Origin of the sequence: Clostridium kluyveri DSM 555, from assembly GCF_000016505.1 — a bacterium.
In the GTDB taxonomy this organism is placed as follows: domain Bacteria; phylum Bacillota; class Clostridia; order Clostridiales; family Clostridiaceae; genus Clostridium_B; species Clostridium_B kluyveri.
Genome location: NC_009706.1, coordinates 2,985,873 through 3,003,140 on the forward strand (window position 1 = coordinate 2,985,873; position 17,268 = coordinate 3,003,140).

Here is a 17,268-nt window from a genome sequence, read left to right on the forward strand (position 1 = left end):
CATTTAAAAATCCTCTAAAATATAATATTTTAAATGTGATATTTTAAACTATATAATTATAAAATAATAGACAGATGCTATATTTGCATCTGTCATCGTTTAATTTTTTTATAATAAAATTTTAACTTTTTACTTGACTCATTTTCTTTTATACCTAAATTATACACCCATTGTATATTTTCACTATTTAAAATTGATAAAATAAATTTTTTTAAATTTTTCTGGTACTCATGATTATTTAAAATAATAGATGAGAGTATATTTTTATTGAACTTACCTATTCCATTAAATATCAATGTTTTATTAAATAAACTAATATCAAAATTGGTTGTAATCCAACCAATACTTAATTTAAGTATTTTACTTTTATTTAAATTCCCTTCTTTGAAAAGATTTTTATTATACTTGACATAATCTTTATGATAGGTATACTTATATGGATTAATTGGATTATTATAACGCTCTTTATACTCTCTCATTTCACCCTTGAGGTAATCACTTGTGTTAATAAAGTCATGGATGTCATTTTTATTAAATTTACAATAACTATATAAAATATTTGAATATAGCATATTATATAAAGGTATAAAATAAAAACCAAAATCAAAACAAAATCTCTTAACACCATTTTTGAATTCATCAATATCTTTAAATCTATAAGGATCTTCATATAACTTAATAAAAACATATGAAATATCATAGTTTTCAAATACATTAGGAAGATATATTACTGGTAGTAATGAATCAAATAATATAGATACTTCATCTGTTGATACTAGGTCTTTTAGAAAAATTTTTGAATTAAAATATAACCAAAAACTATAGTTTATATTATATATACGTTCAAAAAAATATAATTCTTTTAAATCCAAGTTATTTCTTAAAAAAGAATCATAGAAATTTCTAATATATTTAAAAGTATAGTTTCTTTCAAAGCGAGTATAATTATATTTACATTTATTCCATCTTTCTAGTGTATATATAAATATATTGGATAAACAACTATAAATTTCATAACATTCATTTTTCTTAATATCCCCTTTCTTATAAAATATATCATGGTCATATAGGAGATTATCTACTTTCCTAAATTCTTTAAATGTAGTGCGTAAATTAGAAATCTTACTGTTAATCATATTTTCTTCTAAAATTGAATTACATGCAGAAAAATAGTTTTTGCACGATTTATTAAATGATATAGTATTTTTAATAGAGTACTTAGGATCATAAGATAAATACAGATTCAAGTTACTATTTTTTAATAGATATTTTGATAATCTCTCTTTCAAGCCAGCAATATATATTTGATTTGATAAAAAAAAATCATCACTTATCTTTGGAAAGTAATCTTTGAGTTCTAAGCGGTAGTTCCTTAAATGCTTTAAACAAATATCATGTATATTTTCTAAAATAATATTTATATCACAATCTCTTAATCTCATAATATCTTTTTCTATATTATCTTTATTGATTAACATTGTTTCTAAAAGTATATCTTTATCGTAACTTAACTTCTCTTCGGAAATATGATCTAATTTCAAAAACATATTTATCACCCTCAATCTTATTTAATTTAAACATTGCATATAAAAGTAATTATACCAAAGAGTAAGTTAGGAAATAAATAACGTGTTTTTGTGATTTACTACACATTGTAAAAAACAAGCAAAGAATATAAAAATACGTTGCCAAGGTAGTATGATTATAATTTAAGAAAAATATTGAAAGTTTATTTTGTGTGTTCTGATTAAACCCTAACACATCAGGTAAAAGCAGGATTAAAAAATATATCTTCTTACATAATATCAAGAAGAGCAATGTTATTAGTAGTAACAAAAACAATTTGTCATAATATATTGCAGTTGAAAAAAATATTAATCCTCACGGTTGCATAAAGCCAAAACCTATTCTAGTGCCATCTTATAAATAAATGTATCATATATACAAAAATATTAATTAAATGAGGGATGGGGGTCTTAGGGGGAAGGGACAAATCGGAAAATCTTATAGATTTTCCGATTCTTTTGTCCCTTCCCCCTAAAAAAAGTAAAGGCTGCGCCTTTACTTAACATTAAGTATTTATCTATATGTTAATATTGTAAAAAAATAAATAATGGATTTTTATTAAATATAATTATAGATACTTATACAAATAGAGTTTATTTCTCTTATATAGCATTGTGACAATTCAATTTGTCATGACAAATAAAAAAACAAAAACTTGCTTTATCCCAATATATTACTCTACTAATACTTTGGATATTTTGTACATAATGTTTTGAAAACTTTAATTTTACCAGTATTCAATGTCTTATAAATTGAATTTCTACTAGTAGCTAATACGTCACAAAACTTTTATAGGCTTAAAATATGCTTGCATAATAATTATTGTATAGTAATTATCATTAAATTATAATTATATATTATATATTTGATATATATTGCGAATGCATCGCAATCACCTATATAGGGTCATAGAAAATTTTGATTTGTGTAAATATCCGTAATAGACAAAAAATAAAGGACAGGATTTCTCCTCCCTTTACTTAATCATATTCATTTAATTCTGGATCATTTTCATATATGTCATCAGAAGTTTGCTCTGACGGTATACTATCTTTTTTTTGTGGTACTATACTTTCATTTGAATTATTAGCATTGTACTGATTCATGACTTCATTTAAAGCTAATCCAATTCTATACGCGGATAATCCATCTAAATTTTCCACATTATCCATTGTTTTTGCAAATACATCATAATCTATTTCATATCTACTCATAGGCATATTGTTAGCTAAGATTATAGACATATCTCTTGCTGCTTTAAAATCAGATGGTAATGCCATATTCTTTTTGTCCATAAAGTCAGAACCTATAATATATAACGCATATTTGTTATTTACTATTTTTCCTTCTTTATGGATATAAAATCTATTTTTATCGAATATTATCTTATTCGACTTTTCTCCTTCATGTATATAAAAATCCATTCTTACGTTTATATCATGATAATCTCCTGTACAAGTAACAAAGTACTTGTCATCTTTAATATTAGATTGTCTCCATACTACATCCTTCATTGTAGTATCTACTAAGTTTCTAAGATTAATTGCTACTGTATTTAATTCTGAATTTTTTATTATAGTTATAAACCTAGTATTTTCTATAGCCTTTGCTTCATAATATCTTTTCTGAGCAATATAAACTCCCACTGCTATAAGCACTAATAATATTAATGCTATAATTGAATAAAATATTTTTTTGTTTTTTTTCATTTATAAAATCCCCTTTTATTATCTTTAGAAAGAAACCATTATATAAATGCCTTGTCACATCACTTATGTAAAATAAATTTGATTTAATTCCATCTAAACTTATCATCCTAATTTACCCATTAGCTTTGATATGATCCATACAGGAATAACAATCCATCCTAAAAATAGAGCAATAACCAGTTTACTAAAGAAATAATTATTAAATGTACCAAAGTAAAAGATACCTAATTTATTCTGTAAAGATGTGAGACAACAATATGCAACAATTATATATGCCAATATGATCATTTATGCATCCTCCTTATGTATTAAATTTAAACATTAATTTTTAGCTATTATCTATATTTAAGGAATAATACTTATTTTTTATATTTACTACTAGGTGTACCAGAGAGAGTATCATTATTATCCTCAAAATCACCAACTACAGATTCATCAAAATGTTTTCCGTATTCATCATAAAGCGTATCTAAAAATGCTTTTGTTGTATAGGCATCCATTCCATAGGAACTTACAGAAGAAGGATCTATAGAAGTACCAGAATCAGTTTTAAAAAATACAATATTAAAAGTATTATCTTTTTCAACAGCAAATTGAATTTTTGCTGTCCTAGTTCTGCCACTGCTAGTATCCTTTAGTATAACTTCAACTATGTTTTTGCCTTTAGATTCAAATGAATCCCATGTAGATTCAGTGAAACTTTTTTCTAACACTTGTCCTATTGAAACTGATTTATAGTTTCCAAGGTAACCTGTTTTCACTACATCAACTAAATTAGTTTTTGAAGTATTTGAAGAATCTAAAGCACCTATAACAGCTATAAAAATTATAAATATAATAGCACCTATAGCAAAAGTTTTTAATTTTGATCTTTTATTTTTTGCTCCACAGTGAGGGCAAATTTTTGCTGATCTAGCAATCTCTTTTTGACATGTTTTACACAATTTCATTTTAGACATAATAACAACTCCTTAAATTTGTAAAATTTTAATGAATAATTAACCATCTTGTAAAATATTATAACAAAATACAACTATTAGTCAATATAAATAATACATATAGTATATTAAATATATCATCTACTACCACTAAATTATAAGTGGAGGTAGATGAATGAATTATATTGCTTTAGGAAAGAGAATAAGAGAAGAAAGATTAAAATTAAGATTAACTCAGGAAAAACTTGCAGAGGATGTTGATGTAAGTAGTTCTTATGTGGGACAGATAGAAAGAGGAGAAAAAAGTGTCACACTTGATACATTGATCAGAATTACAAAAAGATTGGGTGTAACAGTTGACTATCTCTTAAAGGATTCAGTAAATATGGAAAATGATAATTTTATAGACCAAATTAAACAATTATTACAGGGCAGAAATATAAAGCAAAAGCAAATGGCCTTAGATGTATTAAAAGTTATGCTCTCTCATATGGATGATGCATAAAAACTTATTATTTATTGGATATCATTATTAACAAATTTTAGATTATGGACAAATTTTATATCATAAAGTAGTTTATTAATGGCATAAGTAATAAATTGTTCTAAAGATAATGAAAGTTCTGTACAAGTTACATTAATTTCTAGCATTAGCTCTGTATTTACAATATCTATGTTTATAGTTACACTGGAATTCAATTTTTTCATATAGAACACCTCTAATTTAATTTTTATTTGAATTTAGGTAGGAAACCATTTTCTGCCTAAATCATATTATAAATATTTAGATATTTTATAAAATCACATATTTGTGGTGATGAGAGCTGTTTAATTTGAGATACTTTGTATCTCTTTTTAATAAGTTCTTTTATTTCACTGGTTGGTATATTATTTTCTTTTATAATTGAAATAAGCTCATAATGATATTTTTTATTTTGGAGATACTTTGTTTCCGCTGAACCATTGGTATTATTGCTTTGTATTTTAGTAATATCTTTATCATCATTACCATTATTTAATGGTAACAAATTATCTTCCATATCTTGAGTAAACAATCCGCTTGAACGGGTGGCAGATAAAACTGCATCTATAAAAGCTCTTTTTTTAGCCATCTTTAATATATTATTTACAATACTGTAACCGTCTTGGTTTTTATATTTTCTTTCCCTATTATTACAGCTGCCTATTCCCTCTGCTTCAATTAGACCTGTTTTCTTATTAATTAATATGGTTTTTATTTCATAATGAAATAAGGCTTTCTCCCAATCTTCAACCCTGTTCAAGATTTCAATTTTTTTAGAAAAGCCAAAAATATCGCAGAGTTTTTCAGCACCCGATTTAAATAGCGAAGGTTTAGAGCAGTTGGGTATAAAACCATAATCTATATTTATAATCATCATTTCTTTAACAAAACTTTGAAGCAACTCTACTCTATTCTTGGCATCATTAAGGGTTATAGCAAAATCAGGTACAATAGAAATACTTTTATTACTTTCAGTACTATTGAGCGTAATTACATTATTAGTGTCCTTTCTAATAGATTCAGTATTGTTTATAGAATCATCGTCTTCAATTGTATTTATCTTTTTAGCCAATTTATATTTAAGATCTGACATTTGATATGACACCTCCATTTCACATTTTTAAATAAATAGAAATGCTAATTATAAAATCTCATTTCTCACAATTAGCATTATTTTTTCATAATATTTATTTTATATTAAGCCTCCTGAAACTGGATTTAACAGCATATTTTTTGTAAAGCTCAGGTTCTTCTTTCTTTAATTTTTTTGAGTCAAGCTTTTCAGAATATACAGTTTTCCATGTAATAATCCAATTTTTAACTACAGCGGTTTCATTATCTCCAATCATAGACTTTAATTTATTTGCCGCTTCATTTTTTATTTCAGAAACTTCCTTTTCCTTTTCTTTGTAAAGGTTGTATTGACTTAAAATATTTAAAGCTTCATCAGGAAGTATAACTTTACTATTTTCCATGCAGCTTGGATAAAGTCTGTTTAAAAGTTCTGTAGAAGCTTCAGAGCCATCAATTTTAGGTGGGGTATTTGCACATACATGATTCCAAAAATCATTTTCGATCTTTATTATCATATCAATTAATTCTTCATCTCTTCTTATAAACTTATATATAAACTGATTACCTCCAATTAAAACAGCAATATAAGCGGCCTTGAAATTTGTTATTGCCATATAGTGCTGGATTTGAAGCATATATTCTTCTGGTATACTTTTCTCCCACTGACTTTGTTTAAAAGCTGAAGCTGTTTTTGCTTCAAATATACAGTTACCAAACTTAGTATCATAGACAATGCCATCTATATTAGCAAGCATAAAATCATATTTCTCATGTTTTAATATGGAATTTACGATATTTACTTTAAGATTAGTTCTAGTAGTAAATTCCTCACGTATTATAGGTTCCATCTTTGTACCCCAGTAAGCAGCTTCGCCACTTTCTTTAGGCTTAATTTGTCCTGTTTTCTCCATCCAAAGTTCAACTGATGACTTATATTTATTTATGCCACATAAAGCTGCAACATCACTGCCACCAATACCTTTATTTCTAAAGTTTAACCAATCCTCTCTTGAAATGTTCTTAGTACCTATAAGTAGTTTAGTCATAACAAAAACCCCTTTTCCCATACAAATAATAAGAGACTTCATTAGATAAAAATAGAAAGTACTGATATTTATACAATACTTTCTACAAGTGCATAGGCTCTGTCTATAAGGGGATTGCCATCAATAGTCTTAGAAAACAAATTTTCTTTATAATTTTTAGTTTTACGCAAAGGATTAATATGAGTTGCAAAATCAGATACAGCATTTACAAATCTCCAAGATGTTTTAGGCAGGTCTATCAGGTCAGGAGCATCAAAATACCTCAATTTCATGTCATCCCTTAATAGATTTATATTTTTTTCTTGAGTTTTACTTGCATTGTCAGGTAAAGGCAAAAGTAATTCTATAAATTCCAATACTTTTTCATCACTTATAGTTTTTCTGCTTAGATAGTGAGCTTCATAATCAAGATTTTCCATGTAACTTTCCGCAAGAAGTAGTGTTTTCATAGCTTCATTGAGTTTACTGCTAATATTCCCTGTGTGAATAGTTGACCATATTCTCTTGGCATTGGAAAGAGCTAGGTTCAAAGTATTATTACATACAACTCTAATAGGAGTCATGGCAACTTTAATAGCACCAGTGCCATCATGACTGTTTGAAAATACCATGTAAGGGGTTACCTCATCATCAAGAATTTTATACTTATCCGGCAGTTTGGCAAGAAGCCATACCTTCCTACCATTTTGTAGACTTCCTGCCGTTTCATATTTACAGCCTTCGCCAATTAAGCTGTCTGTAAAAGAAAAAGCTTCTTTATTTTGAACTATTTTATATCTGTCAGTTACAACACCTAAAACTTTGTCATCACTTTCTCTAATATTAACCTTATAATTGGATATAAGAATATTGTCACTGGTATAGATAGGTTTTTGAATTACATTCCAATTAAGTCCTGACAATTCCAAGGCTTTCTGGGAAAATAGAGCTTCCCCTACTTTTGTTCCTAGCCCATGCCAAGGGGTTTCTCTTACATAAAACATAGTTTCTACATTTGCTGACATAATAATCGACTTCCTTTCAAATATATATTTATTGTTATTCATAGATATAATATATATTTGAATTTTTTATGAAAGACAATTGTTATTCAGTCAAGCATAGACCATAAAAATACATTTTAAAATTGGTACAATATATATATGAAGGAAAAACAATATAATTGTAGAAATATATATAATAATAATTGTTTTAAGGGGGAGATTAACTTGAATAAAAAAATGAAGAAAGTATTTGTAAGTTCTACTCTTACATCTTTGGTATTGACCACAACTTTAACGTTAACATCAGCTAAAGCAGATGCAGGAAAAGTAACGAGACTAGGTGCAGAAAGTAGATATGCTACATCATCACAAGTTGCCACAAGCAATTGGACAAACAGTGATAATGTAGTACTTGTAAGCGGTGAAGGTTATGCAGATGCTGTAAGTGCATCAGTACTTGCAAAGACATTAGATGCACCTATACTTTTAACTAGTACTTCTAGTCTCAGTATAGATACTAAATCTGCATTAGATACATTAAATCCCAAAAATATATATGTTATAGGGGGAGAGGCTTCTGTACCGCAATCTATACGTGATGAACTAAAAAAATCTTATAACTTAGTAGAATTAAGTGGCAAAAATAGATATGAAACAAATGCAGCTGTAGCAAATGAGTTAGTCAAAAATAATGGAATAAAAGCTGATAATGTAATAATTGTAAGTGGCGAAGGATTTTCTGATGCTTTATCTGCGGCTCCTATAGCAGCTGTAAAAGGTGAAATTTTACTCTTATCTGCTAATAGCATTGAGTCTATTAGACCAGCAGCTGATTTCATAAAATCAAATAAACCCAATGTTACAGTTATTGGGACAAAAAATGTAATAAACAATGATACATATACAGAACTTCAAGCATCCGGTAGAATAGATGGAGGTTCTAGTAGATTTGATACTAATTTAAGAATCTTAGATGCATATAAATCAGATTTAAAAAATGATAAATTGTATTTTGCAAATGCATCAGGAAATGGCTATGCAGATGCATTGGTGGCATCGGTGTTAGCTGGGAAATACTCAGCACCTCTTGTATTAATTGACAGTGAAAATTCACCTGATACAGCTAAGGCAATAGAATATATAAATAATGTTGTAGATAGAGATAAAACTGACATTAATGCAGTTGGCGGAACTAGTGTCATACCAAATTCTATAATAAATTCTATAACAAATCCTAATACTGAAAATAGTAACATAGGTAAAAATTTAGATAAGTCAACAATAAATTCTATTGAAAATTATTTTTCAGATGCTTTTTCTCAATCCACAATTCCAGAATTTACATCTGGTGAAAATATAAATAGAGATTGGATAATCCAGTCATTTTATTATAAAGCAGAAAATATTACTTATGAAGGTATTAATTCATATACAGATTTGGATGGCATAGAATCAATTGCAAGAAAAAAAATAAATCCTGATATTGTCCTCCCTAGAGATGGGGATTATTCCAGTCTTAAGAATGATCCTAGATGGCTGGAAGGAGAACAGAAATTCACATGGACTCCTGGTGACTTTGATAGAGGCCCTATAGAAATAATTACAAATGCCTATGAAAATAATGGTAACTACTATGTTACTGCAATAGACTCTTATTCCATGACTGGTGGTAATGATATTTTTTATAATGGCATAAATATAGGATCAAGAAGTTATAATGCAGAAACTAATAGCTATGATTATACATTTACCACTGATGTAAATAATCTTGATAAATACCAGTATGTTCTTAAACCTAATGGAGCAGGTAGTTTTTATATAATGTCAAAGACGAAAATTAATAAATAAAATTTACTAAAATTAATAATAATCGCCCTGATTAAAGTACAGGGTGATTAAATTAAAATTAGAAATAAAGGGGAAAGTCTGAATGAATAAATATAAATTTAAAAAAATCGCCATACCATCATTAATACTCTTGGCATTAATAGTATTTGGATTTGGAATAAATAAATATAATAAAAACCAATCATATAATAATCTAATAACTCAAGCAAATAAATATATGAATTCTGGTGAATATGATAAAGCAATAGCTATATTTGAACAATCCTTAGATTATAAAAATGATCCTAATATCAAGAGAAGTATGAAATTAGCTGAAAATTTAAAAACAGTTAAAAGTATTTATGATAGTGGATTGAATTTGATGAATAATAAGGATTATGAAGGAGCAATACAACAATTCCAAAAAATAGCTAAGGAATATGATAAGTCATATAGTAATGCCCAAAAGAAAATTCAGGAATGTAAAAAGAGCCTTATATCAAAAAATATAGACTTAGCTAATAATGCTATTAAAAATAGCAAATATAATGAAGCCACTGAATACATAAACAGTATACTTAAAATGGATTCTAATAATATAGAAGCCCAAAAATTGAAAGAAAATATTGATACCTTAGAAAAAGAACAACAAAATAATCAAACTGTTCAAGTTGCACAGACAACTAGTAGTAATACATCTACATCAGAGGAAGTTAAACAGTATGTAATAAGTAATATTTTTCAAAATGATACTAGCATGATTGCCAATCTACATGTAGGAAAACCTTGGGTTATTGATGGAGTTACTTATTATGGGATAACATATGCAAGAAATACTCCAAGTCAAAGTGTGAAATTATTATGTTTAGATTATACAAATAAAAAAACACTTAGTTATGATGAGATGGATGAAATTCTTGCTCCTTTAGGAAAGTCTTCTTGGGATTTACAAGATTAGTAATCAATAAAAGTTTGGGTCAAATGAAGTAGAATATAACAACCTTTACTATAATCATTCACGTAATATTAAGCTTTATTATAGTCCTTATATACAATATGTTATAATAACTATACTGTAATAATATATTATGAATAATTGAATTTATAACATATATAACCATAATGGGGGTTCAAAATGAAAAATATACAATTAGATAACTGTCCATCCGAATTAGTTAAATTATTAGAAGATGGCATAAAAAATAAACTTTTTCAAATAAAAGATAATGAAATTACTTACATAGCTCAAAATTTTACTGATAATTTAGCTGACGAAGAAGAAAAGATAAGGGCAGCATTATTTTACGATCTAGTTAAAAAATATGGATACAAAAATAAAAAGGAGATAATAGATTTTGAATTTAATAGAATCATTGGGCATCCTTATAAAAAGACTTCAAGTAAAATTGATATCATAGTTTACAGACAGGATAAAACACCATATGCAATTTTTGAACTAAAGTCTGAACAAGATTATGATAAATACTATGAAGACTCTATAAAAACACAACTTTTTGAAAGAGCTGCTAATGAAGACAAATCAAAAGGTTATGTAAAATATTTAATCTCTTAAGCCCCTAAATAGGTTTGGACCATTACATCTATATTTATTATAATGTAGAAAGTGATTGGAGGTAAACTATGAAAGGAAAAAGTTATACGAAAGAATTAAAAGAAGAGGTATTAAGAGAAGTGAAAGAAGTAGGAAATGTTTCACTGGTATCAAGGAGACATGGGCTCTCAAAATCAACTATATTTACGTGGATAAGGAATTCTAAGGATAAGGATGAGATTAAAATTAAGCCTGGTAGAAAAGCTTTAGTTGAGGGAGAAAAAGAACTTGAAAATGAGCTGACAGAGGTAACAAAAGAAAATGATCATCTAAAAAAATTGTTAGGAGAAAAAGATTTAGAAATAGCAATTCTTAGAGATTTAATAAAAAAATCAAACCCTCAATTAAGGAAAAAGTAGAAATAGCTAAAAAGTATATAGAGCAAGGATACAATGCAGTATTTGTACTTAAAGTAGTTAAACTCGGAAGATCAACATATTACTATAATTTAAGTGTAGAAGGCAAAGAAAAGACTAGGCCTAAAGGTGGAAAGCCAAAAGGATATAGTATAAACAGAGATGGTGAGAAAGTATGCGATGATCAGATTAAGGAATTTATTTTGGAGGCCATTGACGGGGATGCTATTAACTATGGATATAGAAAAATAACTTACCATTTAAGAAAATATTGTAATCTTGTGATTAATCATAAGAAGGTTTATCGGCTTTGCAAAGAGCTCAGAATACTTAAAGATCAGAGAATAATTAGAACTAAAATAAAGAGAAATATTGCAATTAACAGAACTATAACAGGCTCAAATCAACTATGGGAAATGGATATAAAATATGGCTATATAGAAGGTGAGGATAAATTCTTCTACTTACTAAATTTAATTGATATCTTTGATAGGAGCATTATAGATTACCACATGGGTTTACACTGTGAGGCTAAAGATGCTGCAGCACTACTGAGGAAGTGCTTAATAAGAAGAAACTTGTTTGAGGAAGACTCTAAAAAGCCAGTAATAAGAACAGACAACGGACCCCAGTTTATAAGTCATAAATTTGATGAATGCTGTGAAGAACTTAAAATTGAACATGAGAGAATACCAGTGAAGACGCCAAATAAAAACGCACATGTAGAATCATTTCACAGAATACTTGAGGATGAGTGTTTAAAAATTAATGAATTTCAAAGCTATGGAGAAGCATACAAAATAGTAAATGAATTTATGGAATTCTACAATAATAGGAGATTACATTCAAGTTTAAGATTTATGGCTCCACATGAATTTTATAACCTTTATTTTGAAGAAAACCTAACAAACATTCAAATAAGGGTCTAAATTTAATAGAAATGAAGAATTTATTAGATTCTGTCCAAAACGAGGGGGTTAATCCGTAATTTATTATACAAGATTTTATGAAGATGGTGAACTTAATGAGAAGTTTGTAACAATAGACTACAGCTTATATAAAACTTGGGACGACTGGGAGGAATCCGGAAGACCTAATTTGCGTGTTATTCCTCAAAACTATGGTATAATTGACAAACCGCCTCAATTCATTAGTGGTAGCAAATATCAAGCTCATATGCTAAGAGCCAGTGTAAGAAAATATGAACTAGATAGAATAGCAGAAGATTTAACAAATGTTTTATGGGGTGGCGGACAACATCAAAATGAATTATTTTATAATCTAATAGGACTTTTTCTTACTAAAATATATGACGAAAAAACAACTAGAGCTGGTAAAGCTTATAGATTTCAAATATTCTATAATGGTGATAAAAGTGAGCTACCAGAGGAAGTTTATCACAGAATTAATAAGATGTATAGAGGGGAATGGGATGAAGAAAATTCAACTTATTCAGATTGTGCACTAAAGTATTTAATAGGATTCAACGACGAGAAACTTAAAAAAACTCCAGACATAGTTTTTAATGCAAATAAAGTTAAATATGTTGTAGAAGCATTACAGGAAATATCATTTACTTCTAATAAATATGATGTATTAGGAGATTTTTTTCAAAAAATAGTAAGATCAGAATTAAAGCAGACAAAAGGTCAATATCTTACTCACCATAATATTGTAGATTTTATAGTCAAGGCAATTGACGTAGAAAATTTAGCAATTGATTTAATAAACGGAAAAGAAGGTAGACCAAGATTGCCATATATAATAGATCCCTCATGTGGATCAGGTACATACCAAATACAATGTATGAAGGAAATTACAAGATCTATATTATCAGATATGGATAAAAGAGAAAAAATTCAGATAGCTGATGATATAGATGATTTTTTAAGTGTTAACTTTCCAAAACATAAGCAAAATGCTTGGGCTAAAGATTATATATATGGAATAGAAATATATCCTGATTTAGCTATGGCAACAAAGGTCAATATGGTAGGGCATGGTGATGGATCTGCTAATATACTACCGAATGATGGATTGATAGATTTTGCAGACTATCCCAATGGCAAGTTATTAAATGTAAAAAAAACGAGCAATGTATATCCTAAATATGTAAACGAACAATTTGACATCGTAGTTTCTAATCCACCATTCAGTATAACTGTGGATAGAGAAACAGCTAAGCAATTTCCAAAGCTGTATATACAAGGCGAGAAAATACAAAAATCTCTAAAAAAAGAAAATAAAAAAATTATAGATACTGAAAACTTATTTATAGAACGTTGGTATCAATTATTAAGACCTAAAGGTAGATTAGGCGTTGTACTACCAGAGTCAGTATTTGATTTATCAAGTAATAAAGAAATACGATTATTTATATTTAAATATTTCTGGGTAAAAGCTGTTGTTTCATTACCTTATCTTGCATTTGCACCATATACTATGACGAAAACAAGCCTTTTATTCGCCCAGAAAAAAACTGAGAAGGAAGTTGAAGATTGGAATGATAACTGGGATTGGTATAATAAAGAATTTATCAAAATAAAAAATCAACTCGATAAATTGAAAAAGAAAAAAGAAACTTCTAGTCTTCATGATAATTTTGTGGAAATTTTAAAGAAATATTTATTATCTATTTTTGAAACAGAAGATGAAAGTCTTACAATATCCCAGCTTAAAGATAAGTACGAGGATGATATTAAAATGGTAGATGCCGATTGGTGGATATTTAGCAAGATGAGTAATAAGTATAACTATTCCATATTTATGTCTCATGCAGAAGAAATAGGCTACAAGAGAGGAACTAAAAAAATAGAAGATCGACCAAATGAGTTATTTAGCTCAGTATGCATAGATGATTCTAATTATGTTATTATAAATGAAAAACCAGAAAAGATACTAGATTACTTTAAGCAAAGTGTGGTGTGGGAATGATTACCAATGTCAATTTATCAGATATTAGTAAAAGTATATTTTTACGATTAGGAGCTAGATATACAAATTACTGGAAAAACCTTAACGGAAAAATATTTAACTTTAATTATCGTCAAATTGAATTAAAGCAATTTGTAAAAATTGTAAAGATAAAAAATGTAAAGAAAGGTGATCTAACTAAGGAATATCAATTAATAGATCTAGCTAACATAGAACCAGGTATAGGATTTTTAAATGACTTAGATAAAAATATTGTTAGTGAAATTGGATCTGATAAAATAATATTGGATGGAGCCGACATAGTATTCTCTAGACTAAATAGTCACATAGGATATGTGTTTTTAATGGAGGATATTCCTAATTCAAAAATATCGGTAATTGGTTCTACAGAATTTTTCCCATTGAAAGTAGATAATACTACAATTCCTAGCAAATTATTGAAATACTACTTATTGCATAGAGAATTTAGAAAAAAAGCAATCTTCATTCGAACAGGAAAAAGTCAAAGTCATCCTAGAATTCAGGTGGAGGATTTCATGAGGTTTAAATTCCCTATTTTACCTCAAAAAGTATCAATAGAATTAATTAGAAAAATAAACATATTTGAGGATGAGATTAAAAAAAAGAAACTGGAGTACGAGTCTCTGCAAAATATAATAGAATCTGTATTTTTAAAATACGACATTAAAAAACCATCTTTAGATGAAAACTTTCATATAAAGATAAAACCTATGCTAAGTAATATAGCTAATCAGAGATATATGAGAATTGGTGCAGAATATATGAGTTTTTGGATGCTCAGAAAAGGATGTTTATTCCAAAGTGAAGATAAAAATAAATATCCTATAATTCCAATGAAGCGATTAATAAGAAAGTACAATGCTACTGTGATAAAAAAAGGTCTTATGACAGACACTAGAATATTGGTTGAATTTGAACATATACAATCCTTAAATGGCAAAATTGAGAATCTTAGTAACGTCGTTACAGAAGTAGGTTCTGATAAGATAGAGTTTGGAAATGCTGATTTTTTAACAAATAAGTTAAGGCCATACTTAGGTTATACTATTATTAATCCAAAACATTTAAATATTATAGGAACAACAGAATTTATACCATTTTCTATAATAAATAAATTAAACACTTCTGTTAATTATATTAGATATGTATTTCTTTCTTCAGAATATTTAAAGCAAAGTAAATTGTTAATGAGCGGGAAAGAGCATCCAAGAATAAATATCTCAGATATATTAAATATTCGAATACCTTTGCCGAAATTAACAATTCAACATAATATAGTTAAAGAAATACTCCAAAGAGAATTGAAGTCAGCTAAGATACTTAAGGAAATAAAAGTTATAAGGGAAAAAATAGACAATATAATACTTGATACTTTAAATTATACAAAAATAATTAAGGAAAAGTAACATCAAAAAATATAGAATCATTAATGCTACTAATTATATAGTCTTTGTAATATATGTACTTTTTATATCTCAATAACCACATTTAGAATTCTTTAATATAGTATTAATTTAATTATATAGATTTAGTTACTAAATAAATATACAAATTAAAAATTGATTAACAAAGATTATAATTTTATAATATAGATAGTATATAAAATTACTTAGAGGGTGAATCTATGGATGAAAAAAGATTGGAGTTTACTATATTTTGCATTGAAAGTTTGGCAGAAAAATTAGGAATAAGTGCAAAAGAAGTATATAAAATAATTAAGAATACAAATACTTTAGATAACTATATTATTCCATGTTATGAACCATTACACTCTCAAAGCAAAAAATATATAGTAGAGGATTTAATAGAGGTGTTAAGAGAAAGGGGAGCATTGAATTGATAGTATATCATGGTTCTTATTGCATCGTAGATAATCCCCATGTATCTTTCTCTAGGGATGCATTGGACTTCGGAAAGGGTTTTTATGTAACGGAATTTAAATCTCAAGCAATTAATTGGACAAATAAATTCAAAAAAAGAGGAAAAGACGGGTACCTGAATATATATAACTTAGAAATAGATAAAGTTAATAATTCTTGTAAAATCAAAAAGTTTTTGAGCTACAATACAGAATGGCTGGACTTTATACTTAAGTGTAGAGCAGGAAATAATATTTATTTAGAATATGACATAATTATAGGTGGTATAGCTGATGACAGAGTTTATAATACAATAGAATTATATCAAGCCAATTTAATTAGAAAAGATGAAGCCTTAAAAAGATTAAAGTTTTACAAACCTAATCAACAAATATGTATCGTTAACCAGAAAACTATTAATAAATATCTAAAATATGAAAAAAGTAAGGAAGTATAAAACATGGAAGCTAATAAAATATTATTGCAATCTTTATATAAAAATATAATTTTAGAATTCTCAAAGAAAACTGGCAAAGGATTAGATGAAAGTATGGACTATTTCTATAAATCCGAAACTTATGAATTAATAAGCCAAGGTGTAGGAGATTTACACTGCAAAGGAGTTAAATATCTTACTGATGAATTAATGCTAGAATATGGAATAATTGAACATAAAAGTTATCCAAAATCCTTTGTTCATTATAAAAATTAATATAAATTTGGTCACAAAATGGTCACAAAAAGCACTACATCACAATGGATATAATTATATGTAATCATAAATTAACTTTAATGAACCCTGTATTTTCAATACTTTATA

At 27.3% G+C, this 17,268-nt stretch carries 18 protein-coding genes; 11 read left to right on the forward strand and 7 right to left on the reverse strand.

All coding sequences use genetic code 11. The features are described from left to right. Positions 1 to 92: 92 nt before the first annotated feature. The 3 genes from CKL_RS14275 to CKL_RS14290 form a co-directional block, all read right to left on the reverse strand. Positions 93 to 1,547, reverse strand: coding sequence for a hypothetical protein (locus tag CKL_RS14275; RefSeq protein ID WP_012103268.1), 1,455 nt, complete (start codon positions 1,545 to 1,547; stop codon positions 93 to 95). A 999-nt stretch (positions 1,548 to 2,546) separates the two neighbouring features. Further along, positions 2,547 to 3,275 carry a hypothetical protein gene (locus tag CKL_RS14280; RefSeq protein WP_012103269.1) on the reverse strand — a complete coding sequence of 243 codons (729 nt, stop codon included), beginning with the start codon at positions 3,273 to 3,275 and terminating at the stop codon, positions 2,547 to 2,549. 359 nt (positions 3,276 to 3,634) lie between these two features. Continuing rightward, on the reverse strand, positions 3,635 to 4,234 hold the full coding sequence (locus CKL_RS14290) for a hypothetical protein (protein WP_012103270.1): 600 nt from the start codon (positions 4,232 to 4,234) through the stop codon (positions 3,635 to 3,637). Between the two features lie 154 nt (positions 4,235 to 4,388). On the opposite strand from CKL_RS14290, the gene CKL_RS14295 reads away from it, so the two are divergent. Then, the gene (locus tag CKL_RS14295; protein ID WP_012103271.1) at positions 4,389 to 4,718 is read left to right on the forward strand and encodes a helix-turn-helix domain-containing protein; all 330 of its coding nucleotides are present in this window, start codon (positions 4,389 to 4,391) and stop codon (positions 4,716 to 4,718) included. A gap of 11 nt (positions 4,719 to 4,729) precedes the next feature. On the opposite strand, the gene CKL_RS14300 is transcribed toward CKL_RS14295, so the two are convergent. The 4 genes from CKL_RS14300 to CKL_RS14315 all read right to left on the reverse strand — a co-directional run bounded on the left by CKL_RS14300 (position 4,730) and on the right by CKL_RS14315 (position 7,860). Continuing rightward, positions 4,730 to 4,921, reverse strand: a complete 192-nt coding sequence (locus CKL_RS14300) for a hypothetical protein (protein ID WP_041700837.1) — start codon at positions 4,919 to 4,921, stop codon at positions 4,730 to 4,732. Between the two features lie 56 nt (positions 4,922 to 4,977). Beyond that, positions 4,978 to 5,829: a hypothetical protein gene (locus CKL_RS14305; RefSeq protein ID WP_012103273.1), complete on the reverse strand. Its 852-nt coding sequence runs from the start codon at positions 5,827 to 5,829 to the stop codon at positions 4,978 to 4,980. Positions 5,830 to 5,923: 94 nt separating this feature from the next. After that, entirely contained in the window at positions 5,924 to 6,856 is a 933-nt protein-coding gene (locus CKL_RS14310) for a YqaJ viral recombinase family nuclease (RefSeq protein ID WP_012103275.1), read from the reverse strand. 68 nt (positions 6,857 to 6,924) lie between these two features. After that, a complete protein-coding gene (locus CKL_RS14315; RefSeq protein WP_012103276.1) occupies positions 6,925 to 7,860 on the reverse strand; it encodes a DUF932 domain-containing protein in 936 nt (311 codons plus the stop codon). A 204-nt stretch (positions 7,861 to 8,064) separates the two neighbouring features. Between CKL_RS14315 and CKL_RS14320 the strand changes: the two genes are divergently transcribed. The 10 genes from CKL_RS14320 (at position 8,065) to CKL_RS14365 (ending at position 17,160) form a co-directional block, all read left to right on the forward strand. Continuing rightward, a complete protein-coding gene (locus tag CKL_RS14320; protein ID WP_012103277.1) occupies positions 8,065 to 9,687 on the forward strand; it encodes a cell wall-binding repeat-containing protein in 1,623 nt (540 codons plus the stop codon). 82 nt (positions 9,688 to 9,769) lie between these two features. After that, entirely contained in the window at positions 9,770 to 10,624 is an 855-nt protein-coding gene (locus CKL_RS14325; RefSeq protein ID WP_012103278.1) for a tetratricopeptide repeat protein, read from the forward strand. Positions 10,625 to 10,801: 177 nt separating this feature from the next. After that, a complete protein-coding gene (locus CKL_RS14330) occupies positions 10,802 to 11,239 on the forward strand; it encodes a type I restriction enzyme HsdR N-terminal domain-containing protein (protein ID WP_012103280.1) in 438 nt (145 codons plus the stop codon). A 68-nt stretch (positions 11,240 to 11,307) separates the two neighbouring features. Next, positions 11,308 to 11,637: a transposase gene (locus CKL_RS20940; RefSeq protein WP_011989064.1), complete on the forward strand. Its 330-nt coding sequence runs from the start codon at positions 11,308 to 11,310 to the stop codon at positions 11,635 to 11,637. 17 nt (positions 11,638 to 11,654) lie between these two features. Continuing rightward, the gene (locus CKL_RS14340) at positions 11,655 to 12,563 is read left to right on the forward strand and encodes an IS3 family transposase (protein ID WP_242649470.1); all 909 of its coding nucleotides are present in this window, start codon (positions 11,655 to 11,657) and stop codon (positions 12,561 to 12,563) included. Positions 12,564 to 12,732: 169 nt separating this feature from the next. After that, a complete protein-coding gene (locus CKL_RS14345; RefSeq protein ID WP_012103281.1) occupies positions 12,733 to 14,568 on the forward strand; it encodes an HsdM family class I SAM-dependent methyltransferase in 1,836 nt (611 codons plus the stop codon). Further along, positions 14,565 to 15,995, forward strand: a complete 1,431-nt coding sequence (locus CKL_RS14350) for a restriction endonuclease subunit S (RefSeq protein WP_012103282.1) — start codon at positions 14,565 to 14,567, stop codon at positions 15,993 to 15,995. The genes CKL_RS14345 and CKL_RS14350 overlap by 4 nt, the downstream gene beginning before the upstream one ends. 218 nt (positions 15,996 to 16,213) lie before the next feature. Next, positions 16,214 to 16,429: a DUF3791 domain-containing protein gene (locus CKL_RS14355; RefSeq protein WP_012103283.1), complete on the forward strand. Its 216-nt coding sequence runs from the start codon at positions 16,214 to 16,216 to the stop codon at positions 16,427 to 16,429. Next, positions 16,426 to 16,905 (forward strand): DUF3990 domain-containing protein, encoded by a 480-nt coding sequence (locus CKL_RS14360; protein WP_012103284.1) that lies wholly within the window; start codon positions 16,426 to 16,428, stop codon positions 16,903 to 16,905. The genes CKL_RS14355 and CKL_RS14360 overlap by 4 nt, the downstream gene beginning before the upstream one ends. Before the next feature lie 3 nt (positions 16,906 to 16,908). Continuing rightward, on the forward strand, positions 16,909 to 17,160 hold the full coding sequence (locus CKL_RS14365) for a hypothetical protein (RefSeq protein WP_012103285.1): 252 nt from the start codon (positions 16,909 to 16,911) through the stop codon (positions 17,158 to 17,160). Positions 17,161 to 17,268 lie beyond the last annotated feature (108 nt).

Bases quoted from the DNA above. Each gene is read 5' to 3' on its own strand.
- CKL_RS14275 (WP_012103268.1), bottom strand. From the start codon at position 1,547: ATGTTTTTGAAATTAGATCATATTTCCGAAGAGAAGTTAAGTTACGAT.
- CKL_RS14280 (WP_012103269.1), bottom strand. From the start codon at position 3,275: ATGAAAAAAAACAAAAAAATATTTTATTCAATTATAGCATTAATATTA.
- CKL_RS14290 (WP_012103270.1), bottom strand. From the start codon at position 4,234: ATGTCTAAAATGAAATTGTGTAAAACATGTCAAAAAGAGATTGCTAGA.
- CKL_RS14295 (WP_012103271.1), top strand. From the start codon at position 4,389: ATGAATTATATTGCTTTAGGAAAGAGAATAAGAGAAGAAAGATTAAAA.
- CKL_RS14300 (WP_041700837.1), bottom strand. From the start codon at position 4,921: ATGAAAAAATTGAATTCCAGTGTAACTATAAACATAGATATTGTAAAT.
- CKL_RS14305 (WP_012103273.1), bottom strand. From the start codon at position 5,829: ATGTCAGATCTTAAATATAAATTGGCTAAAAAGATAAATACAATTGAA.
- CKL_RS14310 (WP_012103275.1), bottom strand. From the start codon at position 6,856: ATGACTAAACTACTTATAGGTACTAAGAACATTTCAAGAGAGGATTGG.
- CKL_RS14315 (WP_012103276.1), bottom strand. From the start codon at position 7,860: ATGTCAGCAAATGTAGAAACTATGTTTTATGTAAGAGAAACCCCTTGG.
- CKL_RS14325 (WP_012103278.1), top strand. From the start codon at position 9,770: ATGAATAAATATAAATTTAAAAAAATCGCCATACCATCATTAATACTC.
- CKL_RS14330 (WP_012103280.1), top strand. From the start codon at position 10,802: ATGAAAAATATACAATTAGATAACTGTCCATCCGAATTAGTTAAATTA.
- CKL_RS20940 (WP_011989064.1), top strand. From the start codon at position 11,308: ATGAAAGGAAAAAGTTATACGAAAGAATTAAAAGAAGAGGTATTAAGA.
- CKL_RS14350 (WP_012103282.1), top strand. From the start codon at position 14,565: ATGATTACCAATGTCAATTTATCAGATATTAGTAAAAGTATATTTTTA.
- CKL_RS14355 (WP_012103283.1), top strand. From the start codon at position 16,214: ATGGATGAAAAAAGATTGGAGTTTACTATATTTTGCATTGAAAGTTTG.
- CKL_RS14365 (WP_012103285.1), top strand. From the start codon at position 16,909: ATGGAAGCTAATAAAATATTATTGCAATCTTTATATAAAAATATAATT.